Raw genomic sequence first — 14,803 nt, 5'->3', positions numbered from 1 at the left:
CGGGCGGCAGCCGAGACGCTGGCGCCCAGACAACGGATGCGCCATGCTCGTCAGATGACCTCCACCGAACCCGGACGGGCCGCCGGGCCGGTCGCGGGGCGCGACCCTGCGCTGCTGGTGGTGCTGGGGCTGCTCGTGGTGCTCGTCGTGTTCGCCCTCATCGTGGTGTTCAGCCGCGGCCAGCCTGCCCCGCTCGACGCCGGCACCCCGAGCGGAGTCGTGCAGCGATACTCCACGGCCGTACTGGCCGGCGATGAGGACCTGGCGGCCGGCTACCTCACCGAGAGCGCCCTGGCCGGCTGCGAGCGCACTTCCCCCTCGACCACGGACGACATCCGAGTGATCTTTCAGGGCGCCACGGAGCGGGACAGCAGCGCCGACGTGCGGGTGTCGATCGTCACGTCGTACGGGAGCGGCCCGTTCGGGGTCGACGAGTACCAGAGCGACGACGTCTTCGACCTGGAGAAGGTCGCCGGCGAGTGGCTCATCGCCGACGCACCATGGCAGCTGGCCGTGTGTCCGGCCGATCAGGAGGATGCCCCATGACCGTGACCTCGTCGACGGCTCCGGCCCGGGCATCCGCCGCGCCGCTCGTGCGCAGGATCGTCGTGTACACGATCCTCTTCGTGCTCGTCGTGCTGGTGGCGAGCGGTCTGGGCGACCTGCTCAACCGGTTGGCCGACCTGGCCACGGGCACGACGCTTGTGGGCGACACCGGCGGCCTGGCCGTCTCGCTGACCTTCACCCTGATCGGCGGCCCGCTGGCCGGGATCCTGGGCTGGTTCGCCTGGCGCCGGTTGGCCGACCCGGCTGAACTGAACTCGCTGGCCTGGGCGTTGTATCTGGTCGGCATGGTCACGGTGGCCGTGGTCGTCGCCGGCACCGCGCTGCTCACGGCCGGCGCGGCCGCCGTGACCGGCGACGAGTTCACCGCGGAGGCCACGACAGGGCTGGTCTGGGCCGGCGTGTGGGCCGGGCACAGGTTCGTGCTGCGACGCAGCAGCAGGCGCCCGACCCGGCTCCCCGGCACCGCCGCGGTGCTGGGCGGCACGTTCGGACTGGTGCTCGGCACCGGCGGCGCCGTCACGGCGCTCACGATCGTGCTCGACAGGGCTCTTGACGGTGCTCCCGCCCTGGCCGGTGACCCGTGGTGGTTCCCGGCCGTGCAGGGTCTGGTCTGGGCGGTCGGCGGCGGACTCATCTGGTGGTGGCACTGGTGGCACGAGAACGGACGACACACCAGCACGCCTCTCGCCGCCGTGGCGCTGGTGGGCGTCGGCATCCTGGGCGGTGCCCTGCTGGCCCTGGCCGGTACCGGCACAACACTGTTCGTGCTGCTGCGACTCGCCGTGGACAGGTCGGAGCCGCTCGCCGCGCTCATCGATCCCCTCGGCCTGGCCGTCGCCGCCGCCCTGGTGGGTGGCCTGGTCTGGGTCTACCACCGCGGTGTGGTGCGCCTCCGGCCAGGCCCGGTGCGGGAGGCGGCGAGCCTGGTGACCAGCGGCATCGCCCTGGTCGCGACGGCAACGGGGATCGGTGTCATCGTGAACGCGCTCCTGGCCGCCCTGACGACTCCGCTCGCCGCGTCCGACCCCCGCACTCTGCTCCTCGGCGGGATCAGCTCTGTGCTGGTCGGCGGGCCGCTGTGGTGGGTCACCTGGCGTCCGGGCACGGCACTGGACCCCCGCCGCCGGCGCTCCCCCGGCCGTGGCGTGTACCTGGTGGTGGTGTTCGGCATCAGCGCCGTCGTCGCCCTGATCACCCTGCTCGTCATCGGCTTCCGCCTCTTCGATTCGGTTCTCGGCGGGGACGCCGGCCTGCTCGACCGCATCCGCGCGCCTCTCGGCCTGCTGGTGGCCACCGGCCTTGTCGCCGGGTACCACTTCAGCGTCTGGCGCGGCGACCGGGCCGCAGCCGCCGGCTCTGCCGCCGCACCCCTCCCCGCTCCGCCGGCGCCCGCGGTGAGACCCGGAATCGCCGAGCTGATCCTCATCATGGGCCCGGGAGCCGAGCCCGTCGTGGCGCACCTGCGAGAGCTCACCGGGGCCCGCGTCAGCTACTGGCAGCGCACCGATGCCGCTCCATCGGCGCCGGTCACGCTGCCGACGCCCGGCCAGGTCGTCGAGGCTCTCGCCGGCGTATCCGGGGAGCGGGTGGTGTTGGTGGTCGGGGCCGACGGCGCTCTCACCGTCCTCCCCGTCACCGCGGGCTCCTGACGACGTCCTAGGTTGCCGACGCCGGTCCTCGCCACCGGGCCGGCCGACCCCATGGCCGCCGCCGTCGGGCCGCCGGTTGCGGGTCCGGGGCCGGCAGCAGGTCGTCCCGCACAAAATCGAGGATGCCGAGCCTGGCCGGCGACCGCGGCGCGGCATCCCGCAGGGTGCGCCCGGTCAGCACCGCCGCGTCCACACCGGCCTGGTCGTGCGGCACCAGCGCAGCCGCGTCGATACCGCCGAACCGGCGCAGCGCGCTCTGCACCTGGCCGGCAGGGCCGAGACCGACCGCGCTGGCCCGCACCCGGTTCATCACGACGTGCACCCGGTTGGTGGTGATCACCTCCGTGAGATCGGCCCAGGCTCGCAGAAACCGCGCCATGCCGACGGGGTCGGCCAGGCCGCAGGCGACGACCCGGTCGGCAGAGCCGAGCGCCGCCAGCGTGGCCGCATTCCGGCGCGGGGCGAAGAGGTCACTCGAGATCTCCTCATCGCTCTCCAGACTGAATCCGGTGTCGAGCACGACGTAGTCCGCCCACCGCCGCAGTGCGAGGATGGCGTCGCCCACCCGTTGGGCCGACAGCTCCGGCCACCGCGACGGCTGGCCGATGCCGGTGAGCACCCAGAATGCACCCCTGGGCGAGTTGTACCGGTGCGCGATCCGCTCGAATTCGGTGCGGGTGAGCGCGTCCGATCCGGCCAGCCGACAGGCCGCAGCGAACCCGGGCGCCTCATCCAACAGCCCGAGACTCGGGGCGATGGACCCGCTGTAGGTGTCGACATCCGCGAGCACCACAGTGTGCCCGGCCGCGGCGATCTCAGCCGCAATGTTGATGGCCAGGGTGGTGCGCCCTGGCGCGCCTGCCGGTCCCCAGACGGCGATGACCGTGCCGGTGCCGGACAGGCCGCCGGTGCCGTCGTCGTCGCTCACCGCGCCGGGAGCGGGTCGGGACGGGGCGGACGTGACCGGCCGGGCCGGGTCGGGAGCGGCCTTCAGTTCCGGTGCGGTGCGGTGCCGTTTCCGGCTGGCCCGGTCGGCGCGCCTGGCTGCCCGCGGCCGGCCCTGCGGGATGCGGCCGGGGTCGGCCGGCTCCGGCGGCGGGGCGGCGGCCTCGTCTATGCGCAGCGGCACCACGCCGCCCAGCATCATGACGGCCTCGATGTCCGGCCAGTCGGCATCGGCGGCGACCACCTCGTGCAGGCCGAGCTCGGCCGCATAGCGGCGTTCCTGCTCGGTGGCGGCCAGGGCGACGACCCGGATACCGTTCGAGTCGCTCGCGGCGAGCAGTTCGGCCGTGAGGGTTCCGGGTGTCGCCCCGACGATGAGCGCCTCTGGAGTGTGCCGGTCGATGGCGGCCAGCAGCTCACGAACATTCGCGGGGCGGGCGACGATGATGTGGCCGTGCTCCACGATGTCGGCCAGGAGCCGGTCCTCGGTGTCACGGTCGAGTGCGAGCGCCAGGAGGGTCACCGTCAACCGCCGATCGGGCTGTTCACGGCGATCAGGGAGATCGCCTCCTCGTTCGCCACGGCCTGCAGCACCACGGCGACCTTCGCCTTGGGCACGAGAACCTCCACCGACCTGGCGCCGTCCGATTGGATGAGGCCCGTCGGTTCCAGGATCCGCACGATCGCCGCCTGCCCGACCAGCACCGACGGCGGCCCGAATCCGCCGTCCTCGGTCGGCGCCGCCGACCAGACGTCCACGGTCGAACCGGCCGTGAGCCCCGCCGAGAGCCGGCCGCTCAGGTCGAGCACGATGCTCGTCACCGCTGTTCCCGCGTGGGTGCCCACGGCCGACGCCGGGATGAGTTCACCCGCTGTGATGGTGCGCGTCACGACGAGTCCGTCGGCGGGGAGCCTGGCCGGGGTCAAGTAGAGCGTGTCGGCGGCGCCCAGGCTCACCCTGGTCTCCACCAGATCGGCCGGGTCGAGGCTGTCCCCGACGGCCAGCGGCGCCCTGGCCGCGTAGACGGCGATGGTGCGGTCGCTGCCCGCCACCACCACACTGACCCCGGCGATGGATGCGACGACGAGCACCAGGCCGAGCGCGAAGCGCGGGTCGAACCAGAATCGGGTGCGGGTCTGGGCGCCCGTCTTCGGCCGGCCGGATCCGGCGTCTGGTCCTCGTCTCATGCGGTCACCCCGTCCATCACCCGTTGCCCGTTGGCCTGGGTACCATCGTTGCGGGCCTGAGCCCGCGGCGTTGAAGTTATCCACAGCTCCCGCCGACACCGTGCGCACCGGCGCCGCAGGACGGATAATCGTGATCATGAGCGATCCCGTCTCCTCCGCATCCGTCGGTCGTTTTCTCACCCTCGCCGATACGGCTCAGATCCTGAATGTGTCCGTTGCCGCGGCCCTCGACCTGGTGCGCACCGGCGAGCTCCCCGCGATCAGGATCGGCGCCTCCGGCGCCTGGCGGGTGGAACGGGTCGTCCTCGAGTCGTATATCGAGGCGAAGTACGAGGAGGCACGCCGGATGTCGCTCTGGGAGCAGTCCGATTTCGCGAACATCCCCGAGCTGTCCGAGGGCCGGATACTGCGCCCGGAGTCCTCCGCCGACGGCGACACCGGCGGCTGACCCCCGCGCCGGGGTCGTTCAGTCGAGCCTGACGAGTTGGATCTGGCCGAGCGGGATGATGCGGTACTGCGCCACCGCCGCCGCCCGCCGCGCGGTGCCAGGGGCGTGCACCGCCAGGTCGAGGTGATCGCGCCCGACCCTGTCGATGGTGCCGGTGACAGAACCGAGTCCGGTCTGGATCTCCAGGCTCTTCCGGCGCCGGCACAGGTCCCGCAGCACGAACGGCAGGCCGATCCGGTCGACGAGCCTGGCCGACGCCTCGGATTCCGGCTCCAGCGACTGCGCCACCTGCTCGGGGAGCAGGAGCACGGCCGCAATGGCCGTGAACGGCACCACGCCGGCCGGTTCACCGGCGCCCGCGTCGAGCAGGTCGGCCGCCAGCCAATCCCGGCCGAAGGTGGTGGGCCGGATGGTGAGGGTCCGACCATCCACGAGCACGATCCGCAGCACCCTGGACGATCCGGTGCCGGCGCTCACCGCCGTGAGACGCTGCCGCAACGACAGCCGCCCGAGGCGTAGGCGCTCCTCCTCGGCACGCAGGTCGAGGTCCTCGGCGTTCAGCTCGTTCTCAAGCTGACCTTCGAGGTCGTCGAACAGATTGTCCCAGCGCACACCCCGACGGTAGTCGGACCATTCGCCGGACGCTGACGTTATCCACAGCCCCTGGCAAAGCCTAGACAGCCGCGATCCCGGGTGGTTGAGTGTCGGCCAAACCCCGATCTTCTCGTCGACACCACGGATCCACGCATCTGGAGCAACCCATGAGCGATCCACTTGCCGAGCCTGACCGCCGCCGCCCACAGGAGGCGAACCCGCCGAACCTGCCCGAGCCCTCAGCCGGGGCGGCGTCCGGCCACCCGGAGCGCGAATCCGCCGAGGGGTTCATCGCCGATGACTTCTTCGGCCACCAGCCCAGTTCGCGCAGCACGTTGCCAGATCCCGAGCCGTTGCTGATCAACCTCACCCGGTGCGTCATCGAGGTGTTGGCTGGGGCCAGGGAGCTCGACCAGCTGGCCAGGTGGGTGAGCGACGACGTCTACCGGCACCTGCTCAAACGCGTGGTGCTCTCGGCTAGGGCCAGAGCGGTGAAGGGCCAGCGGGCGCAACGCCCGGCCATCACCATCGGGCGGGTCACCATCAACGAGCCCAGGGACGGCATCATCGAGGCCGTCGTCATCGTGCACAGCAAGGTTCGGGTGCGCGCGGTGGCCGTGCGCCTCGAGGGGCTCGACAACCGCTGGCGGGCCAGCGCCATCAACGTGCTCTGACCGCCCCGCGGTCGCCGACAACTGTTGCCCGTGCGGACAAATGCGCCCGGTGTGCCGGGCGCATTTGTCCGATTGGGCAACAGTTATGGGCGGATGCCCGTACTGCGGCTGCGAGCGGCTGGTTACTTCTTCTTGCCCTGGGTGCGACGCTCCGCGCGGTTCACCGGAACCGGCTTGTCCGACTCGGCGCGCTGGCCGAAGGCTCCGCGCTGCGGCGGACCGGCCGGCGCGGCCGGTTCGGCCTCGACGGGCGCGGCGGTGACGGCAGCGCGGCGGGCACGGTCCGTTGCGGCCTGCTGGATCTGGCCGCGCTGGTTGCGCACCTCGACCCCGCCGGAGTCGCTCGGCGCGGTGAAGCTCAGCTTGCCCTCTGCGGTCTCCGCGGGCGGAGTCAGGCCCTTGGCGGCCACGACGGGGGCATCCACGGCTCCGGCGCCCTGGGACACCTCGACCTCGAGGTTGAACAGGAAGCCGACGGTCTCCTCGCGGATCTGTCCCATCATCTGCTGGAACATCGCGAAACCCTCACGCTGGTACTCCACCAGCGGGTCGCGCTGCGCCATCGCGCGCAGGCCGATGCCGTCCTTGAGGTAGTCCATCTCGTAGAGGTGCTCACGCCAGCGACGGTCGATCACGGAGAGCACGACGCGGCGTTCGAGTTCGCGCATGGCGGGCGCCCCGAGGGACTCCTCGCGACGGCTGTAGGCGACCTTGGCGTCGGAGATGATCTCCCGGCGCATGAAGTCCCGGTTGATCTTGCCCTTGTTCCCAGCCTCGGAGATGACCTCGTCGATGGTCAGGCCCACCGGGTAGAGGGTCTTCAGCTCGGTCCAGAGCGCGTCGAAGTCCCAGTCGTCGCCGTTGCCCTCACCGGTGTGCACATCGAGCACCTCGTCGATGACGTCTTCCAGGAAGTGCTGGGTGCGCTCGTGCAGGTCGTCACCCTCGAGGATGTGACGGCGATCGCCGTAGATCGCTTCGCGCTGGCGGTTGAGCACGTCGTCGTACTTGAGGACGTTCTTGCGGATCTCGGCGTTGCGGCCCTCGACCTGTGACTGGGCGCTGCGGATGGCGCGGCTGACGACCTTGGATTCGATCGCCATGTCGTCCGGGACGCCCTGGCGGCCCATCAGGCTTTCGGCGGCACCGGCGTTGAACAGGCGCATCAGGTCGTCGGTCAGCGACAGGTAGAACCGGCTCTCGCCCGGGTCACCCTGGCGGCCGCTGCGGCCGCGGAGCTGGTTGTCGATGCGGCGGGACTCGTGGCGCTCGGTGCCGAGCACGTAGAGTCCGCCGGCCGCGATGACCTTTTCGGCCTCGGTGGCGACCTCGGCCTTGACGCCCGCGAAGACGTCGTCCCACTCGCTCTCGTATTCGTCCGGCGTCTCCACCGGGCTCAGGCCCTTGGCGTTCATGGCGGCGACGGCGAGGAACTCGGCGTTGCCGCCGAGCATCACGTCGGTGCCGCGGCCGGCCATGTTCGTCGCGACGGTGACCGAGCCGAGACGACCGGCCTGGGCGACGATGGCGGCCTCACGAGCGTGGTTCTTCGCGTTGAGAACCTCGTGGCGCACGCCCTTCTTCGCCAGCAGGCGCGACAGGTACTCGCTCTTCTCGACACTCGTGGTGCCGACGAGGACCGGCTGGCCCTTCTCGTGGCGCTCGACGATGTCTTCGACGACCTGGCCGAACTTGGCCTCTTCGTTCTTGTAGATCAGGTCGGACTGGTCGATGCGCTGCATCGGCTTGTTGGTGGGGATCGCGACAACGCCGAGCTTGTAGGTGCTCATGAACTCGGCGGCCTCGGTCTCGGCGGTTCCGGTCATGCCGGAGATCTTCGAGTACAGGCGGAAGTAGTTCTGCAGGGTCACGGTGGCCAGGGTCTGGTTCTCGGCCTTGACCGCGACACCCTCCTTGGCCTCGATCGCCTGGTGGATGCCCTCGTTGTAGCGGCGGCCCATCAGGATGCGGCCGGTGTGCTCGTCGACGATGAGCACCTCGCCGTTCATCACGACGTAGTCCTTGTCCTTCTTGAACAGGGCGTTGGCCTTGATGGCGTTGTTCAGAAACGAGATCAGCGGGGTGTTCGCGGACTCGTAGAGGTTGTCGATGCCGAGGTAGTCCTCGACCTTTTCGATGCCGGGTTCGAGCACACCGACAGTGCGCTTCTTCTCGTCGACCTCGAAGTCCTCGTCGACGACGAGGCGCTTGGCGAGGCTGGCGAACTCGGTGAACCAGCGGTTCGCCTCGCCGGATGCCGGACCGGAGATGATCAGCGGGGTGCGGGCCTCGTCGATGAGGATCGAGTCGACCTCGTCGACGATGGCGAAGTAGTGGCCGCGCTGAACCATGTCGCTGGCCTGCCACGCCATGTTGTCGCGCAGGTAGTCGAAGCCGAACTCGTTGTTCGTGCCGTAGGTGATGTCGCAGGCGTACTGCTCACGGCGCTGCGCCGGGGTCTGCCCGGAGACGATGCAGCCCGTGGTCATGCCGAGGGCGCGGAACACGCGGCCCATCAGCTCACTCTGGTAGCTGGCCAGGTAGTCGTTCACCGTGATGACGTGAACGCCACGGCTGGTGATCGCGTTGAGGTAGGCGGCCGTCGTGGCCACCAGGGTCTTGCCCTCACCGGTCTTCATCTCGGCGATGTTGCCGAGGTGCAGCGCTGCCCCGCCCATCAGCTGCACGTCGAAGTGACGCAAGCCCAGGGTACGGGTGGATGCTTCGCGCACAGCCGCGAAGGCCTCGGGCAGCAAGTCGTCCAGAGACTCGCCACCCGAGTACCGCTCACGCAACTGCACGGTTTCGTTCTTCAGTTCCTCATCGCTGAGGGTGCCGAAGTCGTCTTCCAGCGCATTGATGGCCTTCGCATAGCTCTCGAGCCGGCGCAGAATGCGCCCCTCGCCAACACGAAGAACTTTTTCCAGGATTGAGGCCACGAATGCACTCCACTAGTCGTCACGGCGTGTGTACACGCCTGTCGTCCGGTCGGACGCACGTAGCGCCGACCTAGCCGGCAACTATAGCAATGCTAGTTGGTCAGTAGCCGGACTCGCTGGCAACGGACGCCAGCGCACGCGCATCCACGGCATTGTCGTCCAGCTCGATGACCCCGTAGTCCCAGCCCTTGCGCCGGTAGACCACGCTGGGCCGGTGCGTTTCGGCGTCCTGGAACAGGTAGAAGTCGTGTCCGACGAGTTCCATGAAATAGAGTGCGTCATCCACTGTCATCGGGGCGGCGGCGAAAACCTTCCGTCGGATGACGACCGGGCTGTACACCTCTTCGGCCTCGTCGGCTTCGTCTGCGGCGACCTGGGCGTCGTCCGGAACGACCTGAATCGCACCGGTGCGCACTCGCTCGAGGGTGTCGCCGTCGGCGGGAACGATGTCGATGACCGCGAAGCCGGAGGCCGAAGCCTCGTGCAGCGAGGTCGGGCGGTGGGCGCCGCCGCGGTGCACCTTGCGGCGGTCCTTGGCCCGGCGCACACGTTCGAGAAGCCGTCCGAGCGCAATGTCGAATGCCGCGTACTTGTCGCTGCCCTCCGCTTCGGCCCGAACGATGGGGCCCTTGCCGATGAGGGTGAGTTCGACGCGGTCGTTACCGGCGGCGCCGCTCTTCTCGGTGTGACGACTGACCTTGATTTCCAGGGCGAGGGCCTTCTCGGCGAGGCCGGCGATCTTCTCGGCCTTCTCCGTCGCATATTCCCGGAAGCGATCAGTGATCCCCAGGTTGCGTCCAACGATGTTAGTTTCCATGACGACCTCCAGATCTGGCGAACCGCCCCTGATCCGGGCGATTGGTACGCGCCTTTGGCCCTACCGTAGTCGTGCCAGCTGGATAAGTCACAGCTTTTGTCAATCAGTTTCCCGTGAACGCGTGTCGACAGGTTGGTGCCGCCGGGTTTCGGCCACTGTGGCCGCGCCGACCACGGTTCCGCCGGCCGCCAGCACCGCACGGCGGGCGTCGAGCAGGGTCGCTCCGGTGGTGACGATGTCGTCGACCAGCAGAATCCGATGGCCGTCGAGTGGCCGTGTGGCGATGAGGGTGCCCCTGCGGTTGTCCAGGCGTTGCTCCCGGCCCAGGCCGACCTGGTCCGCCACACGGCCCTGCGCACGCAGCAACCGCACCGGTCGCAGGCCGCTGCGGCCGAGGAGCAGGTCGACGGGGTGAAAGCCCCTGGCCCGCCAGGCGCGGCGGGAGGACGGCACCGTGACCAGCAGCACTGCAGCGTCGCCCGGCGCCGCGACAGCCGGTGCTGCGGCAGCCAGCGCCGCTGCCACCGCGCCGGCGAGCGCCGCGGCGAGCGCCGGCGCCGCGTCGGTGCGGCCACCGTCCTTGTAGGCGACAAGAACCCGGCCCACCACATCGGTGTACTCCAGCGCTGACCAGATCGTGAGAGTGTCGCGGCCCGCCGGTGCCGGCGTGCCCCGCAGAAGGTCAGCGCAGGCCGCACAGAGGGCCAGGTCCGGAGTGCCGCAGCCGCTGCACTCCGTGGGCATCAGCACCGCCCACGCCTCGAGCAGCGCGTCGCGCACGACGTCCAGCCCCGCTCGCACACCCCACCGGTCGTCCGTCATCCCCCCATGGTCGTGCGCCGGCTCACGGGTCGACGGACGGCGGGCGGAGCCGTGCACAACGGCGGGCCGCTGCGCCTGTGCAGGACGGCCGGATCAGCCGCCGATGCCCTGTTGCGTCGCGATCACGGTGACTTCGCCGATGCGTTCCTGCCAGCCGACCCCACGCTGCACCAGGAGCGACCCATCGGTCGACAGTGCGCGCAGGTCCCGCAGCAGGTTGCTCCCGGCGATCGCGGTGATGCCGGTCGACGACTCGAGCTGCGTGCTCGTTCCCCCGATCTCGTGGGCCACGATGCGGTCCTCGCCGTTGGGCTGCACGCTCAGGTAGGCCACCGTGCTCTGGTCGATCCAGGTGGCGTCCACCGGGGTGCCGGGGCCGGACGCGAGCTGCACGGCCTCACCGAGACCGGTGGGAACGCCGTTCTCGCGCAGCACGGCAGCGACAACGAGCCTGGTCTCCCCGGCGGCGCTGAGCAGGGCGATCACCCGGGTGCCGTCCCGCGACACCTGCAGGGCAGCGATGCTCGACGCATCCAGCCAGGGCGTCAGCAGGGCGGAGGCCTCGCCCTGGGCGTTGTAGACGAACAGTTCGTTCGGCCGGTCGGCGGGCACCGACCAGACGAAGCCGGAGCCGTCGATGGACGGTTCGATGAGGTTCTGCCGGGGGTCGAGCAGACGAGCCTCGTCGCCCACCCTGACCCCGAAGACCCCGCTCGGGGTCAAAGCCGCGGCCGCGGTCTGCGAGGGCGACAGGGCGATCGCCGTCGGGGCGAGAGCGACGATGGACTCGGACAGCCCGGCGAGCGGAGTGACGGTCTTACCGGTCGCGGCCAGGAAGCCGAATTCGCCGTCGCGCAGGACCAGGGCGCGGGCATCCACCCGGGGGTTCACCTCGGGTTCGCTGGATCCCAGCTCGTCGATGTCCTGCGAATTCTGATTGATCGTGATCGACACCGTCAGGCCGCTGGGCAGACTGGTCTCCAGTTGGCTCCGCATCCGCTGCAGCGTGATGGTGTCGGCATTCAGGGCTTCGCTGTTGAGGTCGACCTTGGCGTCCCTGGCGACCACGGTCACCGCGTCGGCGGTCAGCGCGGTTCCCTCCGGGAAGGCGCTGGTGACAGCGCCGGCGAGCCATTCGCTGGGACCGTTGAGCACGCCATTGACGATCTTGGTGGGAGTGGACGCCCCGCGCGGGTACCAGCGCACGTCGGGAATCAGGTAGCGGTAGTCGGGATCGAAGAAGTACAGCGACTGCGCGCTGAAGACGTCCTTGAAGGTGCTCTGGTCGAGCACGGTGCCGTTCGGCGCCGCGCTGATGCGCCACTGTCCGTCGACGAGCGTGAAGGAGTAGCGCAACGGAACACTCGAGGACGACGCCTCCTCGTGGTACTCACCGTTCGCGTTGACCTCGGCGACGGGCTTCACCTCGAACATCATGGTGCTCTCGTCGACCTGGCCGAAGGTGCGCTCTGACCCGTCGTAGACGGTGACACCGGCATCCGACTTCCAGGATTCGCTGAACTCGGGGGTGAGGAATTCCCGGGCGATCTCGTAGTTGTTGTCCGGGCTCGTGGCCGCATCGATGAAGCCGGTGAGGATCTCCTCCATGGTCGCGTCGGCGCCTGGGCCGAACGGCAGGAAGATGGGCGCGGGATTCTCCCCCGTGACGGCATCCTGGCCGGCCTGCACGGCTCCGCTGCGCGGGATGCTCGAGCATCCGCTCAGCAGCAGGGCGGCGGCGGTGACGACGGCGAGAAGCCGGTGCCGGCTAGACATGATGGTCTCCCCTCTGGTCGGCTCGCGGCGAGACGTAACCGCCGGTATCCGCGTCTTCCGGCGGCAACGGGTTCGGTGACGTCGTGAGAACACCGCTCGCCTGCCTGGGCAGGGTCAAGCGGAAGCAGGAACCAGCCCCTGGACTCGACCACACCTGCAGCCAGCCTCGATGGGCAATGGCGTCTTCGAGGGAGATCGCCAGGCCGAGCCCGGTACCGCCGATGGTGCGTTTCCGGGACGGATCGGCGCGCCAGAACCTGTCGAAGACGTGCGTGATCTCGGCCTGGCTCATTCCCATGCCGTAGTCGCGCACCGACAGGGCCACGGCGGACTCGTTGCTGTCGACAGAGACGATGATGGGTTTGCCCTCACCGTGTTCGATGGCGTTGCCGATCAGGTTGTTCACGATCCGGCGCACCCGGCGCGGGTCGACCTCGGCGGCGAGGTGCCCGCCGGGGGCGACCAGCATGATCGGGGTGCCCTTGGACTCGCTGAGCGATTTCATGCCGTCGATCACGTCCTCGGCCAGGTGGACCAGGTTGGTCGGCTCGGATTCCAGCTCCACCGACCCGGCGTCGTACCGGCTGATCTCGAGCAGGTCGGCCAGGAGCAGCTCGAAACGTTCCACCTGGGTGTGCAGCAGTTCGGCTGTGCGCTCGGTGGCCGGAGGGAACGTCGAACGCTGGTCGTAGAGCAGATCGCCGGCCAGGCGGATGGTGGTCAGCGGCGTTCGGAGCTCGTGCGAGACGTCGGACACGAACCGTTGTTGCACCTCGGACAGCTCGGCGAGTTCCTTGATCTGGCTTTGCAGGCTATCGGCCATGCCGTTGAACGACCGGGCGAGCGTGGCGATCACGTCCTCGCCCTTCTCGGGGATCCGCACGCCGAGGTCGCCGGAGGCAAGCTTCTGGCTCGTCTCGGCGGCCACCCGGATCGGAGTGACCACGAAGCGTACGACGATCCAGGTGACCGCGCCGATCAGCACGATCAAGGCCAGCCCCGCGCCGCCGAGGGTGCGCTGCACGAACAGGAGCGTCGATTCGGCGTCGGCGAGGCTGTAGCCGATGTAGAGCTCATAGCGTCCGGCGACGGGCACGGTGATCTGGGAGCCCACCACGATCCCGGGGACGAGCGACCCGTCGTCGGAGGCGAGCGTCACGGATTGCCAGAGCTGGCCGTCGGCGTCGTCCTGCACGGACGCGCGGAGCTCGGGCGAGATGACCGAGGTGGAGCTGCCGAAGGTGGACGAGTCCTGGGGGGCCACCGTGGACGCCTCCTGGCCCGGTACCCGGAACAGGGCGACCAGCCGGCTCGACGACGCCGCGGAGATCGATGTGCGTGCGGCCTCGAGGAGCGTCTGCACCTGCACCCTGTCGGTGGCGTCGGACGAGTCCAGGATGCCCTGGGCGGCTGTGGTCGCCCGGTTGGAGTCCACCAGGACCTGGCTGAGCCTGGACTGGAAGAGGTCGTTGCCCACGCTGACCGACATGTACACCCCCACCAAGCCGATCGCGGCCCCGGAGGCCGCCACGGTGATGGCGACGGTGCGCCACTGCAGGGACGAACGCCAGCGGCGTCGCATCCGCAGAGTCAGGAAACGCCACGACGCCCACGACCGCCAGTTGAGACTGTTCACGTCGAATCGCCCGCCCGCGTCGAATCGCGCCGACACCGGATCTAGCCGGCCGCGCCGGCCCGGTAGCCGACACCGCGCACGGTCATCACGATGCGCGGGTTGTCAGGGTCGTCCTCGACCTTCGCGCGCAGACGCTGCACGTGCACGTTAACCAGGCGGGTGTCGGCCTTGTAGTGGTAGCCCCACACCTGTTCGAGCAGCATTTCGCGGGTGAACACCTGCTGGGGCTTCGACGCCAGCGCCAGTAGCAGGTCGAATTCGAGGGGCGTGAGGTTGATGCTCTGGTCACCGCGCTTGACCTCGTGACCGGCCGCGTCGACGATGAGGTCGCCGATCTGCAGGTTGGCGGGCGATTCCACCGGAACCGGCCGCAACCTGGTGCGGATCCGGGCGACGAGTTCTTTCGGGTTGAACGGCTTGACCATGTAGTCGTCGGCGCCGGACTCCAGTCCCTTGACGACATCCGTGGTGTCCGACTTCGCCGTCAGCATGATGATCGGAGTGCCGGATTCGGCCCTGATGAGGCTGCACACCTCGATGCCGTCCAGCCCCGGAAGCATGAGGTCGAGCAGAACCAGGTCGGGGGCGACGCTGTGGAACGCGTCCAGGGCCAGCGAACCGTCCGCGCAGAAGTGCGGCTCGAAGCCTTCGCCCTGCAGGACGATGCCGATCATCTCAGCCAGTGCGGGGTCATCGTCGACAACCAAAATGCGTGAGTTCATACATCCGTTTTCCGCCCGTTCACCGG

At 69.4% G+C, this 14,803-nt stretch carries 13 protein-coding genes; 4 read left to right on the top strand and 9 right to left on the bottom strand.

The annotated features are described in order from the left end of the window. Positions 1-54 precede the first annotated feature (54 nt). On the top strand, positions 55-546 hold the full coding sequence (locus BJQ94_RS03880; RefSeq protein ID WP_265400761.1) for a hypothetical protein: 492 nt from the start codon (positions 55-57) through the stop codon (positions 544-546). Further along, positions 543-2,216: a DUF5671 domain-containing protein gene (locus tag BJQ94_RS03875; protein ID WP_265400760.1), complete on the top strand. Its 1,674-nt coding sequence runs from the start codon at positions 543-545 to the stop codon at positions 2,214-2,216. The genes BJQ94_RS03880 and BJQ94_RS03875 overlap by 4 nt, the downstream gene beginning before the upstream one ends. Before the next feature lie 7 nt (positions 2,217-2,223). Here the strand turns inward: BJQ94_RS03875 and BJQ94_RS03870 are convergent, their stop codons facing one another. Continuing rightward, a complete protein-coding gene (locus BJQ94_RS03870) occupies positions 2,224-3,684 on the bottom strand; it encodes a hypothetical protein (protein ID WP_265400956.1) in 1,461 nt (486 codons plus the stop codon). A gap of 2 nt (positions 3,685-3,686) precedes the next feature. Next, entirely contained in the window at positions 3,687-4,349 is a 663-nt protein-coding gene (locus BJQ94_RS03865; RefSeq protein ID WP_265400759.1) for an SAF domain-containing protein, read from the bottom strand. Between the two features lie 136 nt (positions 4,350-4,485). On the opposite strand from BJQ94_RS03865, the gene BJQ94_RS03860 reads away from it, so the two are divergent. Beyond that, a complete protein-coding gene (locus tag BJQ94_RS03860) occupies positions 4,486-4,797 on the top strand; it encodes a helix-turn-helix domain-containing protein (protein ID WP_265400758.1) in 312 nt (103 codons plus the stop codon). An 18-nt stretch (positions 4,798-4,815) separates the two neighbouring features. On the opposite strand, the gene BJQ94_RS03855 is transcribed toward BJQ94_RS03860, so the two are convergent. Continuing rightward, positions 4,816-5,409 (bottom strand): hypothetical protein, encoded by a 594-nt coding sequence (locus BJQ94_RS03855; RefSeq protein WP_265400757.1) that lies wholly within the window; start codon positions 5,407-5,409, stop codon positions 4,816-4,818. Between the two features lie 149 nt (positions 5,410-5,558). Between BJQ94_RS03855 and BJQ94_RS03850 the strand changes: the two genes are divergently transcribed. Beyond that, positions 5,559-6,065 carry an Rv3235 family protein gene (locus BJQ94_RS03850; RefSeq protein ID WP_265400756.1) on the top strand — a complete coding sequence of 169 codons (507 nt, stop codon included), beginning with the start codon at positions 5,559-5,561 and terminating at the stop codon, positions 6,063-6,065. Between the two features lie 122 nt (positions 6,066-6,187). On the opposite strand, the gene secA is transcribed toward BJQ94_RS03850, so the two are convergent. From secA to mtrA, 6 genes are all read right to left on the bottom strand, one after another. Next, on the bottom strand, positions 6,188-9,004 hold the full coding sequence (gene secA / locus BJQ94_RS03845; protein ID WP_265400755.1) for a preprotein translocase subunit SecA: 2,817 nt from the start codon (positions 9,002-9,004) through the stop codon (positions 6,188-6,190). A gap of 100 nt (positions 9,005-9,104) precedes the next feature. Then, positions 9,105-9,821 carry a ribosome-associated translation inhibitor RaiA gene (gene raiA / locus BJQ94_RS03840; RefSeq protein ID WP_265400754.1) on the bottom strand — a complete coding sequence of 239 codons (717 nt, stop codon included), beginning with the start codon at positions 9,819-9,821 and terminating at the stop codon, positions 9,105-9,107. Between the two features lie 99 nt (positions 9,822-9,920). Next, a complete protein-coding gene (locus tag BJQ94_RS03835) occupies positions 9,921-10,643 on the bottom strand; it encodes a phosphoribosyltransferase family protein (RefSeq protein WP_265400753.1) in 723 nt (240 codons plus the stop codon). 93 nt (positions 10,644-10,736) lie between these two features. Continuing rightward, positions 10,737-12,419 (bottom strand): LpqB family beta-propeller domain-containing protein, encoded by a 1,683-nt coding sequence (locus tag BJQ94_RS03830; protein WP_265400752.1) that lies wholly within the window; start codon positions 12,417-12,419, stop codon positions 10,737-10,739. Continuing rightward, a complete protein-coding gene (mtrB, locus tag BJQ94_RS03825) occupies positions 12,412-14,001 on the bottom strand; it encodes an MtrAB system histidine kinase MtrB (protein WP_265400751.1) in 1,590 nt (529 codons plus the stop codon). Before mtrB ends, BJQ94_RS03830 begins: the two co-directional genes overlap by 8 nt. A 95-nt stretch (positions 14,002-14,096) precedes the next feature. Then, positions 14,097-14,777 carry an MtrAB system response regulator MtrA gene (mtrA, locus tag BJQ94_RS03820; RefSeq protein WP_265400750.1) on the bottom strand — a complete coding sequence of 227 codons (681 nt, stop codon included), beginning with the start codon at positions 14,775-14,777 and terminating at the stop codon, positions 14,097-14,099. Positions 14,778-14,803: the final 26 nt, after the last annotated feature.

This window comes from Cryobacterium sp. SO2, assembly GCF_026151165.2.
GTDB lineage: Bacteria > Actinomycetota > Actinomycetes > Actinomycetales > Microbacteriaceae > Cryobacterium.
Note: the sequence above shows the minus strand (reverse complement) of the source record. Positions and strands in the feature narration are given on the sequence as shown.